The sequence below is a fragment of the Bacteroides ilei genome (assembly GCF_900128495.1).
Taxonomy (GTDB): Bacteria; Bacteroidota; Bacteroidia; order Bacteroidales; family Bacteroidaceae; genus Phocaeicola; species Phocaeicola ilei.
Window position 1 is genome coordinate 1,367,888 of sequence record NZ_LT635801.1, and the last position, 15,915, is coordinate 1,383,802.

Here is a 15,915-nt window from a genome sequence, read left to right on the forward strand (position 1 = left end):
TGTTCCCGTTTCATAGAAACAGATAAGGTAAGAAGAATAAAATCATGGACAACTATAGTTCGGTCAATGCCGCCACACACTCTTCGCGTATGGATCTGATGTAATCCAGTATCACTGACGGGTCAATGCTTTTGCCTTCGAGTTTGCAGGAAATATGCAGGTGTTCACCGGTGCTGCGTCCTGTCGAACCGGTAATGCCGACGACATCCCTCGGTCGGATAGCCGCTCCTTTCCGGGTAAGAACACGTGATAGGTGGCAATAGCTGACCGTGTAGTCTCCATGCCGTAAGGTCACATACTTACCGGAGGATTTGTCCTGCCCGACTTTCACTACCACTCCCGCCATCATGGCCATCACCTCGTCGCCCCTCGCATGGAGGTCGATTCCGTTGTGAAACTTCTTTTTTCCGGTAAAAGGGTCTTTCCGATACCCATAAAGCGAATTGATTTTCATCCGGCGCAGCGGATAGCTTACGCTAAGGTAACGCTCTATCCATACGTGCTTGCAGGTGTCGGCGGGTAATGCCGAGGCAGCGTCTCCTGCCGACGGTAAAGTGTCTTGGACGGAAAGCGTGTTTCCGGGCAAGGTCGCCACATTATCCCTATCAGCAGAAACGACTTCGACCCTGTATCGGGATGGTACGGTCGAAACCGTATTGAATTGTGCTTGGACCGGGCCTGCGACGCCCGCAATGCCCGCCATCAAAACCAGTAGTTTCTTTCTCATGCGGCAAATATAACCAGCTCCGCCCAAGATGTCCCGTTTCCACGACCTTTTTCGACCAAAGTACAATAAAAAAGGCATTCAGAGTATGAATTTATGCGTAAAATCATACTCTGAACATAAAAATAAACACTCTTAATACACTAATATTATTCTATTATATACAAGTAAATGAAAAGAATCTATCTTTGCAAAGTATAATTCAAAATACAAAATTAAATATGAATACAGTACGATTTGAACTAATTGAATTACCCTATCCGACACTGGCCCGATTCGGGCTTACACAGGAGATGATCGAGGACTTGCCGATGCGTGTCCTTGACGAGATTTGCGACGGCAGACACTCTCCCGTGCTTCCGGTCCGTGTCCTTGACGAGAAAGGAGAACTGATTGAGAGCCGCAGCCGCTTCGCCCTTGTCCGCAGGGACGACGGCCGGCCGGACGTGGTGTTTTATCCCGTTTTGGAATCCTCGCCGCTGGAACGCTATGACGAGGCGCAACAGAAACAGTTGCTCGACGGCAAGGCCATCATCGCAGACGTGGAAACAGCGGACGGGCGGCACAGCAAGGCATTCGTGCAGATAGACGAGGGAACGAAGCAAGTGATGTATGTCCCTACGCCGATTATCGGGCGCAATCTGCAAGTGCTGGCCGAAATAATGCATCTCGGTCCGGTAGAGGTAAACGGAATGCAAAACGGCGAACCTCTGACACTGGTCGTGGACGACGAACCCGTTACGGTGGGTATCGACCTGCATGACAAGACCGGCATCCGCTTCTGTTCGGGTGACAGCCAGAAATGGAAGGAACAGCCCAAGCGAGAGTGGGACAAGTACACTTTCGGCGTGTACGGCTGCTGGGTGATGGACGACGACGGCAACCTCGACTACGTTCCCGAAGAGGAATATACCGAGGAACTGTGGAATGAACAGAAGAAAAGCGCCGAGCGTAACCGTGCGGCGGGACTTCACAAATAACATCTTAACATTCATCAAATATGGCAGAACACCAATATTATCCCGAAGAGGTACTTATCGAGAAGATGGAGCGCGGCGAATATGGCTGGCTCGACTATGTGAACCATTTTTCAGCCGAGTGGCAGGAGGAATATACCCGCTATTGCAAGGAGCACGGTCTCATGGTGGGCAACGAATCCGCTGCCGAGTTCGTCCATTACAAAGACGAGCAACTGGAAGCGGCGATGGAGAACGAAGATGCATAACGGAAACCTTTTTAACAACGGATTATGGCGATACGAAAGAATACCAACCCCCGAATGATGGACCTGCAACCCGAAATGCAGGACATATTGAGGCGTAACGGTATGCAGGCCCACGTAGTCAGCGACGACACGGGCTACCGGCTCGTGGTACAGGGCCACGATTCGCCTCTGCTGACCTATGACCTTACCGAGCGTCAGATGTTGGCCCTGACAGACTGGGGGACAAACTCGGCCAACAAGAAAGCCTACAACGTGTTCACGAGCATTGTAGGGAAAGACTTTTATATGCCCAAGAACTTCGTCCATGCCCGTAACGCCAACGGTCGTGTCGCTATGGGACTGCACGGCTACCGTATCGGTATCGGCGAATACGGACGTGTGGGACGGCTGGGTATGCCGCCTCCGTTCCTCGGCTGGACGCCACGCCACCAGTGGGGTTTCCATCTGCGGCGGGTCGGCGGACAACTATTCTATCCGGGACCACCCATTGTCCCTGAACGGTGGGACGGGCGAATGAAGCCGGGCGAATTGCAATCGGGCGGCTACGGATTCTATTACAAGTACAAGGACGGACAACCTATACAGTCCGCACGACAGACCGATGTCCTGCAGGACTTGCAAACGGTCATCACGCCGATGGTCAGCCGTCCGCGTAGTACGGAACCGGCTCGTACCTACAAGGAGTTGATTGCTTCTCCGGTCTATTTTTCCAACGAGAAATGGCAGGAGTGCCTCGCCTCACATGGTCTTATCGTCGATAAGGAGGCACGGACCCTGACCGTACAGTCCGAAAAGGTGGCCGCCGATCTGGTCTATGACCTGACGGAAGAAGAAACGGCCGTCCTGACCTCCAACTCCATCGAAGAGCAACCTGTCGAGAAACGACTGGAAGTCCTGAACGGGGTAATCAAGGCGGATTTCGCCGACAAGGTAACAATGGCGGATCTCGACAGCGAGCGGCGTATCGCCCTCGGCCTGCACCCCGAAGTACAGGAGGAACTGACGCAACGTCAGCAACAGGAGCAGGAAATTCTCTCCCCGCTGGAAACCCGACTCCGGCAGGAGATGCCGTATGGCGCAACCGCTTCCGTCGATGGACGGGATATTTCCGTGCTCGACGAGCGCAAGGGCTGGTACCGGGAAGAACGGCACGGCAGGGAGGTCGAGGTCGACGAAATAGCCGTACACCCATCCCCCATAGAGGGTAAGTACAAGATGACGGCCGTCATCGACGGGCAAGTCATCAGCCACGAGATCAGCCAGAAGGATTACGACAAATTCCTTGCGGTCGATGACTACCACCGCATGAAAATCTTTTCGAAGATATTCAGCGAGGTGGACATGAAGATGCGTCCGGAAGCGCAGCGCGGTCTCGGCGTGAAGATTTTCGCTGCCCTCACGGCAGGAACCGTCATCACGGCGGGCGTTGTCCACGGCTTGCGGCATCATCATCACGGTCCGGAGTTCTACGGCGAGCGTTTCGGTGGCCCGCCACACCCGTATTTCAAACCCGGTGTCGATACGCCGAGAGACGTGGCCATACGCAATTTCGAGGCACAGATGAATCAGGATATTAACGATATGAGAAGAGGGAGATAAAGACAACTATGAGAGAAGGAGACCTAACCTACGACGACTTCCTGCAAAGGCTGAACATTCAGGATGTGCTGATTGACGCAGGCTACCACCTGAACCGGCGCGACGGCCTGCGTTATCCCTCGTATGTCCGTCTGGACAGCGATGGGCGGCGTATCCGCGGCGACAAGTTCATCGTGACGCAACAGGGAAAATGCTGTTTCCAAGCCCAGCAGCAGAAAGTCTATAACATCATCTCGTTCATCAAGGAGCACCCGCAGTTTTTCGCTGAATATCGTGTGGGCATGTCTCCCGACCGGCTGGTGAACCTCGTGTGCAACCGGCTGCTGAACCATCCCATCGAGGACCGGACAACATGGATTATCCAGCCCAAGCGGGACATCCGCCCGTTCGACATCGCGAACTACGACATCCACAAGTTCAACCCGCAGGACCGGGAGACACAGAAGAAGTTCTATCCTTATTTCAAGAGCCGGGGTATCGACCTCTACACGCAATATGCCTTCCACCGCCACTTCTGTCTGGCGACGAAACATCGTGAGGACGGTGCGGCATACACCAATCTCGCTTTTCCGCTGACCTTGCCCAAAGGCGACGGTACGGTCGTGGGCTTCGAAGAACGGGGACGTGCAAGAATGAACGGAAGCGGCAGCTACAAAGGCAAGGCCGAGGGCAGCAATTCGAGCGAGGGGCTGTGGATTGCCAGCCCTGCCAAGACCCCACTTGCGGAAGCCAAGCGTATCTATTGGTTCGAGAGTGCCTACGACGCAATGGCTTATTACCAGCTTAACCAGAAATGGGACAAGGAACTTAGAAAGGGAGTGTTCGTCTCTACCGGCGGAGCACCGAGCCAGCAACAGTTCAAAGCCATGACAGAGGCCACTCCACACGCTTACCACCATCTCTGCTTCGACGGGGACCGTGCCGGGCAGATCTTCGCCATCAACTTCGCGCTCACCCATGCGGGCAAGACATTCACCAGCAACGTGACGAAAGACGACAAACTGCAGGTCCGTATCAGCGGCGAGGAGAACCAGAACTACGAAATAAAACTCGAACCCTTCGACTTTCACAGGATAGTCGGCACGCTTTTACGTCCCAAAGAAATCTATCGGGAAGATGGTACGCTTGACTATCGGACAATCGGCGACGGATATTTGCAGGAGATGAGCATGGTGTGCCAAGATGAGTACGAGATGGCTCTTGCCGAGGGTTCGGCCAGTGAGGAAACGCTGGAGGGCATGAGACAAAATATCATGGCCATAGAGGATGCGATCCGTAATCTTCCCGCTCCCGGCGAGGACGGCACCGGCCTTATTGTGTACGAGCCCGCTGAAAAAGGCTATAAGGACTGGAACGAACAGCTCTTGGCAAAGGCCAAGCTGCAAGAATCAGTTCACGAAGAGCCGGCCAGAAGAGAAGAACCCGAACAGGAACGGCAAGTACGTTTCCACCGATGACAACACGGCACACCCCACATGAAACAATAAAAGAGAAAACAATGAATGACAAGGAACTTACACAGGACGATTTTTTGCAAAGGATTGACATACGGGATATACTGCTCGATGCCGGCTACCGCCAGAACCGACGCTTCGGTCTGCGTCTCTCCTCGTTTATCCGCACGGACAACGAGGGAAAGCGTATCCGGGGCGACAAGTTCGTCATCACACAGCATGGGAAGTGCTGTTGCCAACCACCCCAGCAGAAAGAATACAACGTCGTTTCGTTCATCAAGGAGCACCCGACGTTATTCGCGGAATATTATGAGGGAATGGACCTGAACCAGTTGGTGGACCTCGTATGCAGCCGTCTGCTGAACATACCCGTCGAAGAGGAATACGAGGTGCCGATCGTACAGCCCCAACGGGAGATCCGACCGTTCGACATAACGGAATACGACATTCAGAAGTTCGACCCGAAGGACCGGGAAGTGCAGAAGAAATTCGCCCCCTATTTCAAGCACCGCGGTATTGACCTCGGCACGCAGCACGCCTTTTACCGGGATTTCTGTCTGGCAACCCGACACTGCGAAGACGGGCATAGGGACATCTGCCTCGCTTTCCCGATGGCGTTACCCCAAAATACGGACAGAATCGTAGGCTTCGAGGAGTGCGGACGCGCCCGCTTGGACGGACAAGACAGCTACAAAGGCATGGCAGAAGGCAGCAATACGGACGAAGGGCTATGGATCGCCAGCCCTGCCAGAACGCCTCTTGCCGAGGCCAAACATATCTACTGGTTCGGGAGCGCCTACGACGCGATGGCCTTTTACCAGCTTCATCGGGCGCAAAACCAAGAGTTGCGAAAGGCGGTCTTCATTTCGACGGGCGGTGACCTGACCGAGAAACAGATGCGGGGCGTGCTGGAGCAGACAATCCCCGCCCGGCAGCATATCTGTTTCGACAACGACCATACGGGAAGCGTGCTTGCCAGAAGTCTGCAAAAGGAGATATACCGCACGATACGTGAGGCCATCGAGGTAACACCCGAACGGAAACCGTACCTCGATTCCATACCGGACGGCGACGATCTGGACGGAGGGGAATTTTATCTGCTGCCCAAGGGCGGTCTGCAAGAGAGCTGCATAGAGTTCGATGCCGAGCGGGATGAAGCCTTTTCGATGAGCTCGAGCAGGCTGTGCGCCCCGGAAGACGTACAGGACCAGATAAACAGGATGAACAAATGCTACCGGGAGTTCCGGGTGAAACTGCGGGAGTTCCTCGGTATCGACAAGGAACACGACGTCGCCATTACCCGTAAAGAGCCGGACTATCGCTATACGAGCTGGAACGGACAGCTTCTGGCCGAACGGAAGCAGCAGGAAGCATCCGTCGGACAGGGACAGGAGCAGGAGCCGGAAGAAAAAGCCGGACAGGAGCGGCAGACCCATTTTCGCCGATGAGCGCACTGCATCCCATACAAGACAGCCGGAACGTCATCCTGCGGCCGCACGCCGGGCAATTCGTCATAGACGAACTGCCGCTGATGTTCGTGTGCATGGCGGGGCTGGTGCACGGCGGCATGGAAGGTCTGCCATTGAGTAGTATGGCGAGAGTCGTTTCCTTATTTCTGCTCATCGTGCTGCTGTATCGCTTCATCTACCTGCGTCGGATACGTTACAGGGTCGGCGAAGAACAGCTTGTCAGCGAACACGGCATTTTCATACGCAGGGTGGACTACATGGAACTGTACCGTATCGTGGACTTTCAAGAACACCAGAGCCTCCTGCAACAGATTTGCGGGTTAAAGACGGTTCGCATTCTCTCAATGGACCGGAACACGCCAAGGCTCGACCTTATCGGCATACGGCGTAGGGACGACATCGTGGCGATTATCCGTGAACGTGTGGAAATCAATAAACGAAAAAAGGGAATCTATGAGATTACGAATCATTAGTATATGGGTGTGTGTTGTATTTGTCGGTCTGCTTCCGCAACTGGCCAAGGCGCAGATTGCTGCCTCAAACCCGCTGGAATGGGCGGCGTTGGCCGAGGGCAATGAATTGATTAACGGCCAGATAGATAAACAAATCAAAGGACAGACGCAGACTGCCCTGATGCAAAACAGTATCGCAGCAGAGTTCAACCGCATACACGAGTGGGAGAAACAGTACAACAGCTATCTCAAGACGGCGAGCGGCTATGCCTCGTCACTGAAAGCCTGCACGCACCTCTATAATGACGGCGTGCGGATTTTCCTCACACTGGGAAAATTGGGTAACGCGATACGGAACAATCCGCAGGGTATCGTTGCCAGCATGAACATGAACAACCTCTATATCGAGACGGCGACGGAACTGGTTTCCGTGTTCACGTTGCTGAACGATGCCGTGGCCAAAGGCGGAACGGAAAACATGCTCACGGGGGCGGAACGGAGCAAAACCCTGTGGGCGTTGAACGATCAGCTTGCGGCATTCAGCCGGAAACTGCATCTGCTCTATTTGAGCCTGCGCTATTATACCCTGAACGACGTGTGGAACAACATAACGGCGGGTATGATAGATCGCAGCAACGGCGAGGTGGCCCGTCTGGCCATGTCCCGCTGGCGCAGGGCGGCAGCCATCGCCCGTTGAAAAGAAGGGAAATAAAAAACGAAGAACGATGAAGCGGATAATCTCGATATGGATTCTGTTGCTGTGCGCCGGTATCTCGAAGGTACAGGCGCAGAACGATGCGACCCTTGCGGGAATGATTCTGGTTTATACCAACAAGGCCGAGAAGGAACTGAAAAACCAAGAGAAGGTCATGCTGATGCAAACTACAGGGCATGTGTGGACGAAGGAAGAAGTGGAAGGCACGACGGACTTGCAACGGGAGTTCAACAATTACCTGAACTCGTTCCGCTCGATTGTCTGCTATGCGGCTCAGATTTACGGTTTCTACCATGAAATATCGCAGCTTACAGACAACATGGGCGACTTCACCAAACAATTGAGCAGACATTCGACCAACGCATTGGCCGTTGCCCTCTCCACGCGGCGCAACCAGATTTATCGGGAGATGATATTGAACAGCGTGGAGATTGTGAACGACATCCGCACGGCCTGCCTGTCGGACAACAAGATGACGGAAAGGGAACGTATGGAGATCGTGTTCGGCATACGCCCGAAACTCCGGTCGATGAACCGGACGCTGCAACGGCTGACCAAAGCCGTGAAATATACCACGATGGGCGACATCTGGCGGGAAATCGACGAGGGCGCACGCCCTGTCGCAGACAAGTACGACATCGTGAAAGCCGCCCAAAGACGATGGCGGCAAAATGGAAGAAATGTTAGACCCTAAAAAAGAATAAAAATATGGGAGCTTGGGATACGATATTGAAATACGGCGGAAAGGCCATGAAAGGCATGGGCAAGGCCGCCAATGCGACGGGGAAAAGTGCCGGTCATGCGGTACTGCATCCCTCGCAGACCCTTCGGGGAGCCGGGCAGGCGGTCAAGACGGCTACCGCCGGAGCTGCCGTCGGCTATGTGGGCTGGGAAAAACTGACCACCGACAAAAGTGTCGCACGGATCGTCAGTGAGGCCGTAGTTGGCAAATCCGCCACGGATGCCCTTGCAGGTACGACCGAAGACATGAAGGAACTGAAAGACAAAGCCGGAGAGACGGTCTCTGCCATAGGCGAGGCTGTGGGAGGCGCGGACTCGAAACTGAACGGGGTATCGAACTTCCTGCGGGAAGCCTCCGGCGGTGGGTTGTTCAACATGCTCAGCGGCTTTTTGCGAAACCTCGGAGGAGGCAATGTGTCGGGATTGAACATTGCAGGACTGATTGCGGCGGCGTACCTCGTGTTCGGACGTTCCGGCTGGCTGGGTAAAATCGCCGGTCTGTTTCTGGGCATGATGCTTATCGGTAACAATGCGGGCGTTGTCCGCACGGTTCCCTCGGAAACGGTATCGAGGACACAGACGCCGACACTCTCTCCGGAGGAACAAGCGCAAAGCGGAGGAATGAGAAGGTAGGAACACATAAAAAATATATATCACAATGAAATATACGGAAGAAATGATCCTGCACTCGGACAGCGGCTACTGTATGCCGTTCGAAGAGCCGCGGGGAAAAGACGTGGAACTGTCGCTCGGTTACGGTGAGCAGGTACACCCGACAACGGGAGAAAAGTTCTTTCATCACGGGATAGACTTCAAAGCGCGGTGCTACATGCTGTCGGCTGTGGCCAGCGGCATCGTGTCGGGCGTGGGAAACGACCCGGTACACGGCATTTGCCAGACAGTCCGTTACGGCGGGTACGAGGTGACATACGGTCATCTGTCGAATGTGTTCGCCCAATTCGGACAGCGGGTGGAAGCCGGACAAACGGTGGCTTTGAGCGGTGAACGGCTGCATATAGAAGTCAAATTCAAGGGCGAGGAGCTGAACCCGATAGAGTTCCTGACCATGTTGTACGGCAACATCAAGGCTTTGCAGGAAACCGACGGCAACGGCCCGGCAGGTTTTTACGATACGGAAACTGGGGTAACAAACGACTACGAGAAGGACCAAAGGGAAATAGAAGAGCTGATGCTCCGCTTTCTGCCGCTTTACATGGAGGATTTGCAGCGGGGAGCGTACACGGTGCCCGCACATACGGAACAGTCGCTACGCCACATCTTCACGATGGGAGCGATGAAAGAGTATTTCTACGAGCAGATGCCGAGCATAGCCAATCCCCTCGGACTGGGGCGCAAAGCCATGCCGCTTGCCAGCAAAGTTCAGAACCTACTGATAGCGGATTTCCTGAACTACCTTGCCCTGCGGCATGAGGTGTACCTCTCCACAATGGGCGGCGAGGTAAAAAAAAACTTCATGACGAAGCTGTAGCGGGCTGCGGACTCATCGACCCGCTGGCGGAGCTGGACATCGACATCCAGAGCTTCGACATATCGAGGATCGTCTCCGTCTATCCCGACCGCGCCGGAGTCCGCTGGTGGACGAAAGCATGGTTCAACAACCGGGAAGAAGGGGAAGCCTCGGTGGAAATCGAACGGGAACAGGCGGTACGCTTCATTCAAGACCGTATCGAAAAAGATGCATGGCTCGAAGAGTTTTTCCCCAAGCAAATGGAAGTGTACCACAACGCCATCGAACAAACGAAGGAACAACTGCTGAAACAGATAAACATGATATAGAAAGATATTGATTATATGGACGAAATCAAACATAGCAGGAGGTTTGCGGAAATAGAGACTCTCATGGGCAGTTATTTCCGCTATCATCTCGTCCCCGTCATGACGCAGACGCAAACCTACCTGACCGAGAAGCAGGGCGAGGAAATGAAGAAGTATTCGACTTCCATAAGCGGCATACTCGGCATGATGGCGTCGGCGGGCCAACCGCTCTCCGACCCGTACCAAACACTCAAGGTAACAGGAGAATGGAACTCCAAGACAACCGAAGACTACATCGGGATGTGCAAGGAACGGATTCTCTCGTCGGAGGAAATACAGCACGATCTCGCCTACATGGCCGGCGAGTGGCGCGATACCGTCGTGCTGGAAGTCGGACGCAAGCGTTACGATGAACTGTCGCAGGAATTGGGCTGCGACCTCGCCTACGCCTTCGTGGACTACCGCGTGGAGCAACTGATGATAGACCATCTGGTAAAGGAACGTATGCCCAAGTCCTCGGCGGACTACATCATCCGCAAAGCGGCTGAATCAAGTCTGTTGGGGTTGCCGCAGGCGTTAAGCCGCTCGCCGCTGGCCGAAGAGATAGAGAAGCGCGGAGAGGCCGCTTATCGTCCGAGCAAGTTGGAGAAAGGCGCAGGTTGGGTGTTGGGGGCTTCAGCCGATACCGTCATGCTGGGCGGTGCAGGTTCATGGGCAAGCTTCGCACGGTTCATCGGAGCGGATACAGCCATCTCGGCCGTTGCCGATCACTTCGGGGCAGAAGAGACACAGACGCTCTCTGCGGAGGAGTGTATCAGCAAGGGGGTGTTCGGCAGCGAAAGCAATGTGTTCGAGGGATTCCGTAAGGAAGCAGCGGCGATTCCACCCAAAGAGAACACACTCTTGTCCGAAGCCAACGGAGAGTTACAGAAAAAGATACCGATTATAACATTCGATTTTATGGATTGGTGGAAAACAGACAGTATAAATATGCCGTGGCGGGAAGAAACTGCCGGGGAAGAACGGAAGCGGGCGGAACGGTATAAAGATGTGCCGTTGGTGGTCGCTCCCGGACAGGAGGAAGCCTATCTGCAAGACTTGGAAAGAGGGAATACCGAAGCGGAACAAGCCGGTCAGGAATCCGAACAGAGGGAAAAAGAGGCGAAAGAAGTGCAGGTTTCCACAGTCTCCACCGAGAAAACGATACGGGAAGAGCCGTCCGGGCAAGAACCGCAGACCATACAGACCAACGAGAACGGTTGGGATGGGCTGACCCGTTTCCTCGGACTGGAAGGTTTCAGCGAAGTCATGAGTAATCCGGGCAGTGTGTTGGCCATGCTGCCAGACATGCTATTGGGTATATTCACAGGCAAGACGCAATCGCTGGGACTGAAAGAAAACCTGCTGCCGATAGCGAGTATCGTGGCGGGCATATTCGTCAAGAATCCGATGCTGAAGATGTTGCTTATCGGCTTGGGTGGTGCGAACCTGCTGAACAAGGCGGGACATGAGGCACTGGGAAAAGAAAGGACGGAGAGAAACGGAAATGTGGCCACGACCGACAAAAAGGTGCAGTACAGACGCTATCCCGATGAGCCGCTCAATCCACGTATTGTGAATCCGGTACTGCAAGGCAATACCCTTATTGCCACGATAGACCACGTGCCCTGCACGGTGCAGCTTAATTCCACGGTGGCGGACGCCTACCGTGCCGGTGCCTTGCCGCTGAACACGCTGGCCAATGCCGTGCTCGTCCAAAGCGACCGTCTCCGCCAGATGGCTTCGCAGAATTACGACAACGGACAACAGGAGACCATCGTGCGGACGCGAGGCATCCAGTAATCCCGTAACCGACAAAAAAATTGGAGTATGAAAGAGAAATCGCAAATAGAAAAGAATGCCGAGGAGCGACAGATAGAGTTGCTTTCCACGGCTTTGAACGAAGCGTCGAATGCCGGAGGACACTGGCTCAACGCCGCAGGCAAGGGCTTTCCGAAATTCTATCCGCGCGGCGTCGCCGTCAGCCCGTTCAACGGGTTGTTCATGGCACTGCATTCGGACCGGAACGGGTGCAAGACCAACCTGTTCACCCTTTACAGCGATGCCAAGGCACGTGGCACATCGGTACGCGAGCACGAGCAGGGAGTCCCGTTCCTGTTCTACAACTGGAACAAGTACGTCCATCGCAACAACCCGGAGGACATCATCAGCCGGGATGCCTATTTGAAACTGGACGAGGAGGTGCAGAAACAGTACAAGGGCATACATAACCGGGAGATCCGCACGCTCTTCAATATCGACCAAACGACACTGCCTTACGTGGATAAGGAGGAATACGATATGGTATTGCTGAAAGACGGCAGTGCCGTGGAACGGGGATATTCCGAGGCCGACGAACGGCGATTGCATATCCGTTTCAACGATTTCCTGCTGAAAATGAGGGATAATCTCGTGCCCGTGCGTTCGGACGGAAGCGGAATGCCCCATTACGAGACAGATCGCGATGCGGTCTATATGCCGCGCCAACGGGATTTCGGACACTACAACGATTATGTACAGGAGGCACTGCGGCAAATCGTAAGTGCCACAGGACACCAGCAACGGCTGGCCCGTGAAGGCATGGTGATGAAAAACGGCATGGGTCCCTCGGAAGATGCCCTCAAACAGGAACGGCTAATCGTGGAGGTGGCTTCGGGAATCAAAATGCTGGAATTGGGGCTGCCCGCCCGTCTGTCCGACAAAAGCCTTGAACTGGTGGACTACTGGAACCGGGAACTCAAGGAGAACCCCAACCTGATGGATGCCCTCGAAGGCGACGTGAACAACGCCCTCGAAGTAATCCATAAGGCAGAACGGGGCGAGAAAATCGAATATGCCACGATGCGCAACCGCCGGCAGACCTCGGACATGCAGGAGCAGCTACCCAAGCATTTCTATGTAGCCGACGAGATCCGGAAACACCCGAACAAGGAGGACAGGACCATTGTCATCGTCATCGACCCGTCCTCGAAATCGGCGGACGTGATACTCCCTGCCGGTGCGTCGCCGGAAGTGGACAATGAAGTGCCGGGCATGAACAAGGCCCGTATCGGCAGGGCTTTGCGAAGGGAAGGGATCGAAAACGTGCGTTTCTTCAATCCTGACGGCACATGGGGGTACAGGCCCGATGATACTTATTTCGCCCAAAAACAGATCTCACTGGCCCGGCTGAAAAACTGGGCGCTGGAAATGCTCTCCACACTGGACATAACGCCCGCGGTCAAACGGGCGGACGAAATCGGCTTCGACCAAGTACAGATGATTCAGGACGACAAGAACCGCTGGGCGCTGTATCTGAAGCCCGAACATCAGAGCGGGTACAGTATCTATCCCGACAAGGACGACCTGAACCGCTTCTTCTCCACACTCAAACAGTCGATGGACAATATCGAAAATGTACGCATGGAGCTGGCGCACAAGTATTATGCGCTGGCGGAAACACAACCCGACCTGAAAGTGGACCTGTTCAGCAGCGGGGCGCAGGACATTGACCTGAACCGGATTCAGCGCGTGTCCGTGTTCAAGACCAAACAAGAAGGGACTCTGTGCGTGGCGACCATTGACGGAAAGAAATTACAACCCCGAAGCGTCACCCGGCAACAATGGCAACGCATGTGGGTGGCGGAGGACCGTGCCAAATACAAATGCCATCTGGCGGCCACGCTATTTGCCGATGTGCTGCGTAAAGGACAGACGCAGGAAGTGACTGCCGGAAAGAGACAAGAAGAAGATACCCAACAACAGGATAAAGACAAGAACTCGAAACAAGCCGATGGAGAAGCCCAAAAAACCGGTTCATCCCTAAAAGAGTTGTCCATAAAAGATATACCGGAACAAATGTATGGTAAGTACGAGCAAATCAAAGAGGAACAACCGGAAGCGGTTGTCCTTTTCAAACATGGGAACAATTATTACGCTTCCATGTATGATGCGGAGACCATTGCGAACGAACTGAACCTGCCTCCGAGCAAAGAACGCGTTCCGTATGATGCAAATAAAATCATATTGGTATTCGAGCATGACAATGAGGAAACAAGGCAGCAAATTCATGCGCTACGGGCATACGTGATGGATTGTGACGGTATGTCTAAGGCACAGCAAAACGGGCCTGCAGAAACAACCGACGAAGAGAACGAGAACGAACAACGTCCAACCATGAGGAGGTAGAAATATGGCAAACAAGAATCAAGAATATACAAGACAATACGCAGACTATGCGATGGAACAGATGCGGCGATACGGCATTCCGGCCTCCGTGACGCTGGCACAGGGCATACTGGAAAGTTCCAACGGACAGAGCCGTCTGGCGCAGAATGAGAACAACCACTTCGGTATCAAGGCCACGCCCGAATGGATTGCCGGGGGTGGCCGGTACGGCCTGTATTCCGATGACAAGCCGAACGAGAAGTTCTGCAGTTATGACAGCGTGGGCGATTCGTATGAGCACCACTCACGCTTCCTGAAAGAGAACAGCCGCTATGCCCGCTGTTTCTCGCTTTCTCCCGACGACTACAAGGGCTGGACGCAGGGCCTCGAAAAGGCGGGCTATGCCACGGGCGGGCATTATGCCGACAGCCTGCAACGTATCATCGAGCAGAACGGGCTGCAAAAGTACGACCGTCAGGTCATGCAGGAGATGGAAGCGCAGGGAAAACGGTTCGGTTTGGAAGAGAACCCGCTCCGGGAAGCCGGAAATGCGGCGGAGTATTCGTTTCCGGTGGAACGGAAAGAATTTCTATTCGTCACCTCACCGTTCGGTATGCGGCAAGATCCGACAGACGGCAAGGAGCGTATGCACAAGGGTATCGACATCCGGTGCGACGGCGATGCAGTCTTGGCCACGGAGAAAGATGGAAAGGTCATTGCTGTCAATGGCAAAAATAATACGCCCGGCGGCAAGTCACTGACAGTGGAATACACCCGTCCGGACGGCAGTAAGGTACAATGTACCTACATGCACCTTGGCGAAATTTCCGTAAAGGCAGGCGATATGGTACAGGCGGGCCAGAAGCTCGGTCGATCCGGCAACACAGGAACACGAACAACGGGAGAACATCTGCACTTCGGCGTCAAACAGATTTATGCGGACGGGACACAGCGGGACGTCGATCCGGCGGCTTATCTGGCTGAAATCGCCCAAAAGGGTCACATCAAACAACAGGTGCTGCATAACGGAAACGACCTGCTCGCCCGATATAAGGGAACAGAAGGAAATGTCGCTGGCAAAGACTTTTCGCCCGACGCATGGATGAAAAAACTGCTCTCCTCGGAGGACAGTGGCGTGGGACTGTCAGGGTGTAGCGACCCTATCGTGGAGATGGCCATGACCGCTTTTACCTCTCTGATGTTGCTGGCGACGCAAATCGACAGCAAGAACGAGGAAGAACAAAAGGCGGCCATTTCCGAGGCGATGGACAGCCGGCGTATCGACCTGAAAACGCTGCTGCCGGGCATGAAAACCTGCGACCTCGTGGTCGGGGAAAACGGGCGGGCTGTCCTGCAAGTGGACAACGGAAGCGTCCAAGTATCGCGAGAACTGACCTCTGCCGAGTTAAGCCGCCTGTCGGTGACGCTTAATGACGGTTCTCTTTCGGAAGAAGCCAAACGACTGCGTGTGACCGGAACGCTGAACACGATCATCCTCTCGGAGGCGGTTTCGCAGAACTTTGAACGGGGAATGTCCGAACAACGGGCACAATCGGAAAACCTGAAAAGATAATC

General features: G+C 54.2%; 15 protein-coding genes. 14 read left to right on the forward strand and 1 reads right to left on the reverse strand.

Features of this window, described 5'->3' with window-relative positions; all coding sequences use genetic code 11:
- Nucleotides 1-52: 52 nt before the first annotated feature.
- Nucleotides 53-805, reverse strand: coding sequence for a M23 family metallopeptidase (locus tag BQ7489_RS05915; RefSeq protein ID WP_007219671.1), 753 nt, complete (start codon nucleotides 803-805; stop codon nucleotides 53-55).
- A gap of 140 nt (nucleotides 806-945) precedes the next feature.
- Here BQ7489_RS05915 and BQ7489_RS05920 point away from each other — a divergent pair, with 140 nt between their 5' ends.
- Genes BQ7489_RS05920 through BQ7489_RS05985 form a run of 14 tightly spaced genes read left to right on the forward strand, consistent with a single transcriptional unit; the run spans nucleotide 946 to nucleotide 15,913 of the window.
- Nucleotides 946-1,704 (forward strand): DUF4099 domain-containing protein, encoded by a 759-nt coding sequence (locus BQ7489_RS05920; RefSeq protein WP_004294405.1) that lies wholly within the window; start codon nucleotides 946-948, stop codon nucleotides 1,702-1,704.
- 20 nt (nucleotides 1,705-1,724) lie between these two features.
- Nucleotides 1,725-1,949: a hypothetical protein gene (locus BQ7489_RS05925; RefSeq protein ID WP_004294404.1), complete on the forward strand. Its 225-nt coding sequence runs from the start codon at nucleotides 1,725-1,727 to the stop codon at nucleotides 1,947-1,949.
- Nucleotides 1,950-1,973: 24 nt separating this feature from the next.
- Nucleotides 1,974-3,548, forward strand: coding sequence for a hypothetical protein (locus tag BQ7489_RS05930; protein ID WP_004294403.1), 1,575 nt, complete (start codon nucleotides 1,974-1,976; stop codon nucleotides 3,546-3,548).
- Nucleotides 3,549-3,556: 8 nt separating this feature from the next.
- A complete protein-coding gene (locus BQ7489_RS05935; protein ID WP_004294402.1) occupies nucleotides 3,557-5,005 on the forward strand; it encodes a toprim domain-containing protein in 1,449 nt (482 codons plus the stop codon).
- A 41-nt stretch (nucleotides 5,006-5,046) separates the two neighbouring features.
- Entirely contained in the window at nucleotides 5,047-6,450 is a 1,404-nt protein-coding gene (locus BQ7489_RS05940; RefSeq protein WP_004294401.1) for a toprim domain-containing protein, read from the forward strand.
- Nucleotides 6,447-6,944: a PH domain-containing protein gene (locus BQ7489_RS05945; RefSeq protein WP_004294400.1), complete on the forward strand. Its 498-nt coding sequence runs from the start codon at nucleotides 6,447-6,449 to the stop codon at nucleotides 6,942-6,944. Before BQ7489_RS05940 ends, BQ7489_RS05945 begins: the two co-directional genes overlap by 4 nt.
- The gene (locus tag BQ7489_RS05950) at nucleotides 6,925-7,620 is read left to right on the forward strand and encodes a hypothetical protein (RefSeq protein ID WP_007219674.1); all 696 of its coding nucleotides are present in this window, start codon (nucleotides 6,925-6,927) and stop codon (nucleotides 7,618-7,620) included. Before BQ7489_RS05945 ends, BQ7489_RS05950 begins: the two co-directional genes overlap by 20 nt.
- Before the next feature lie 28 nt (nucleotides 7,621-7,648).
- Nucleotides 7,649-8,332 carry a hypothetical protein gene (locus BQ7489_RS05955; protein WP_004294398.1) on the forward strand — a complete coding sequence of 228 codons (684 nt, stop codon included), beginning with the start codon at nucleotides 7,649-7,651 and terminating at the stop codon, nucleotides 8,330-8,332.
- Between the two features lie 14 nt (nucleotides 8,333-8,346).
- The gene (locus BQ7489_RS05960) at nucleotides 8,347-9,012 is read left to right on the forward strand and encodes a hypothetical protein (RefSeq protein WP_004294397.1); all 666 of its coding nucleotides are present in this window, start codon (nucleotides 8,347-8,349) and stop codon (nucleotides 9,010-9,012) included.
- 25 nt (nucleotides 9,013-9,037) lie between these two features.
- Complete coding sequence (locus tag BQ7489_RS05965; RefSeq protein WP_004294396.1) at nucleotides 9,038-9,868, forward strand: M23 family metallopeptidase; 831 nt, start codon at nucleotides 9,038-9,040, stop codon at nucleotides 9,866-9,868.
- Nucleotides 9,869-9,891: 23 nt separating this feature from the next.
- Nucleotides 9,892-10,176: a hypothetical protein gene (locus BQ7489_RS05970; protein WP_029429260.1), complete on the forward strand. Its 285-nt coding sequence runs from the start codon at nucleotides 9,892-9,894 to the stop codon at nucleotides 10,174-10,176.
- 15 nt (nucleotides 10,177-10,191) lie between these two features.
- On the forward strand, nucleotides 10,192-11,997 hold the full coding sequence (locus BQ7489_RS05975; protein ID WP_004294394.1) for a hypothetical protein: 1,806 nt from the start codon (nucleotides 10,192-10,194) through the stop codon (nucleotides 11,995-11,997).
- Between the two features lie 27 nt (nucleotides 11,998-12,024).
- On the forward strand, nucleotides 12,025-14,361 hold the full coding sequence (locus tag BQ7489_RS05980) for a zincin-like metallopeptidase domain-containing protein (protein ID WP_004294393.1): 2,337 nt from the start codon (nucleotides 12,025-12,027) through the stop codon (nucleotides 14,359-14,361).
- Between the two features lie 4 nt (nucleotides 14,362-14,365).
- A complete protein-coding gene (locus BQ7489_RS05985) occupies nucleotides 14,366-15,913 on the forward strand; it encodes a glucosaminidase domain-containing protein (RefSeq protein WP_004294392.1) in 1,548 nt (515 codons plus the stop codon).
- The last annotated feature ends 2 nt before the right edge of the window (nucleotides 15,914-15,915 follow it).

Bases quoted from the DNA above. Each gene is read 5' to 3' on its own strand.
- BQ7489_RS05915 (WP_007219671.1), bottom strand. From the start codon at position 805: ATGCCTTTTTTATTGTACTTTGGTCGAAAAAGGTCGTGGAAACGGGAC.
- BQ7489_RS05920 (WP_004294405.1), top strand. From the start codon at position 946: ATGAATACAGTACGATTTGAACTAATTGAATTACCCTATCCGACACTG.
- BQ7489_RS05925 (WP_004294404.1), top strand. From the start codon at position 1,725: ATGGCAGAACACCAATATTATCCCGAAGAGGTACTTATCGAGAAGATG.
- BQ7489_RS05930 (WP_004294403.1), top strand. From the start codon at position 1,974: ATGGCGATACGAAAGAATACCAACCCCCGAATGATGGACCTGCAACCC.
- BQ7489_RS05935 (WP_004294402.1), top strand. From the start codon at position 3,557: ATGAGAGAAGGAGACCTAACCTACGACGACTTCCTGCAAAGGCTGAAC.
- BQ7489_RS05940 (WP_004294401.1), top strand. From the start codon at position 5,047: ATGAATGACAAGGAACTTACACAGGACGATTTTTTGCAAAGGATTGAC.
- BQ7489_RS05945 (WP_004294400.1), top strand. From the start codon at position 6,447: ATGAGCGCACTGCATCCCATACAAGACAGCCGGAACGTCATCCTGCGG.
- BQ7489_RS05950 (WP_007219674.1), top strand. From the start codon at position 6,925: ATGAGATTACGAATCATTAGTATATGGGTGTGTGTTGTATTTGTCGGT.
- BQ7489_RS05955 (WP_004294398.1), top strand. From the start codon at position 7,649: ATGAAGCGGATAATCTCGATATGGATTCTGTTGCTGTGCGCCGGTATC.
- BQ7489_RS05960 (WP_004294397.1), top strand. From the start codon at position 8,347: ATGGGAGCTTGGGATACGATATTGAAATACGGCGGAAAGGCCATGAAA.
- BQ7489_RS05965 (WP_004294396.1), top strand. From the start codon at position 9,038: ATGAAATATACGGAAGAAATGATCCTGCACTCGGACAGCGGCTACTGT.
- BQ7489_RS05975 (WP_004294394.1), top strand. From the start codon at position 10,192: ATGGACGAAATCAAACATAGCAGGAGGTTTGCGGAAATAGAGACTCTC.
- BQ7489_RS05980 (WP_004294393.1), top strand. From the start codon at position 12,025: ATGAAAGAGAAATCGCAAATAGAAAAGAATGCCGAGGAGCGACAGATA.
- BQ7489_RS05985 (WP_004294392.1), top strand. From the start codon at position 14,366: ATGGCAAACAAGAATCAAGAATATACAAGACAATACGCAGACTATGCG.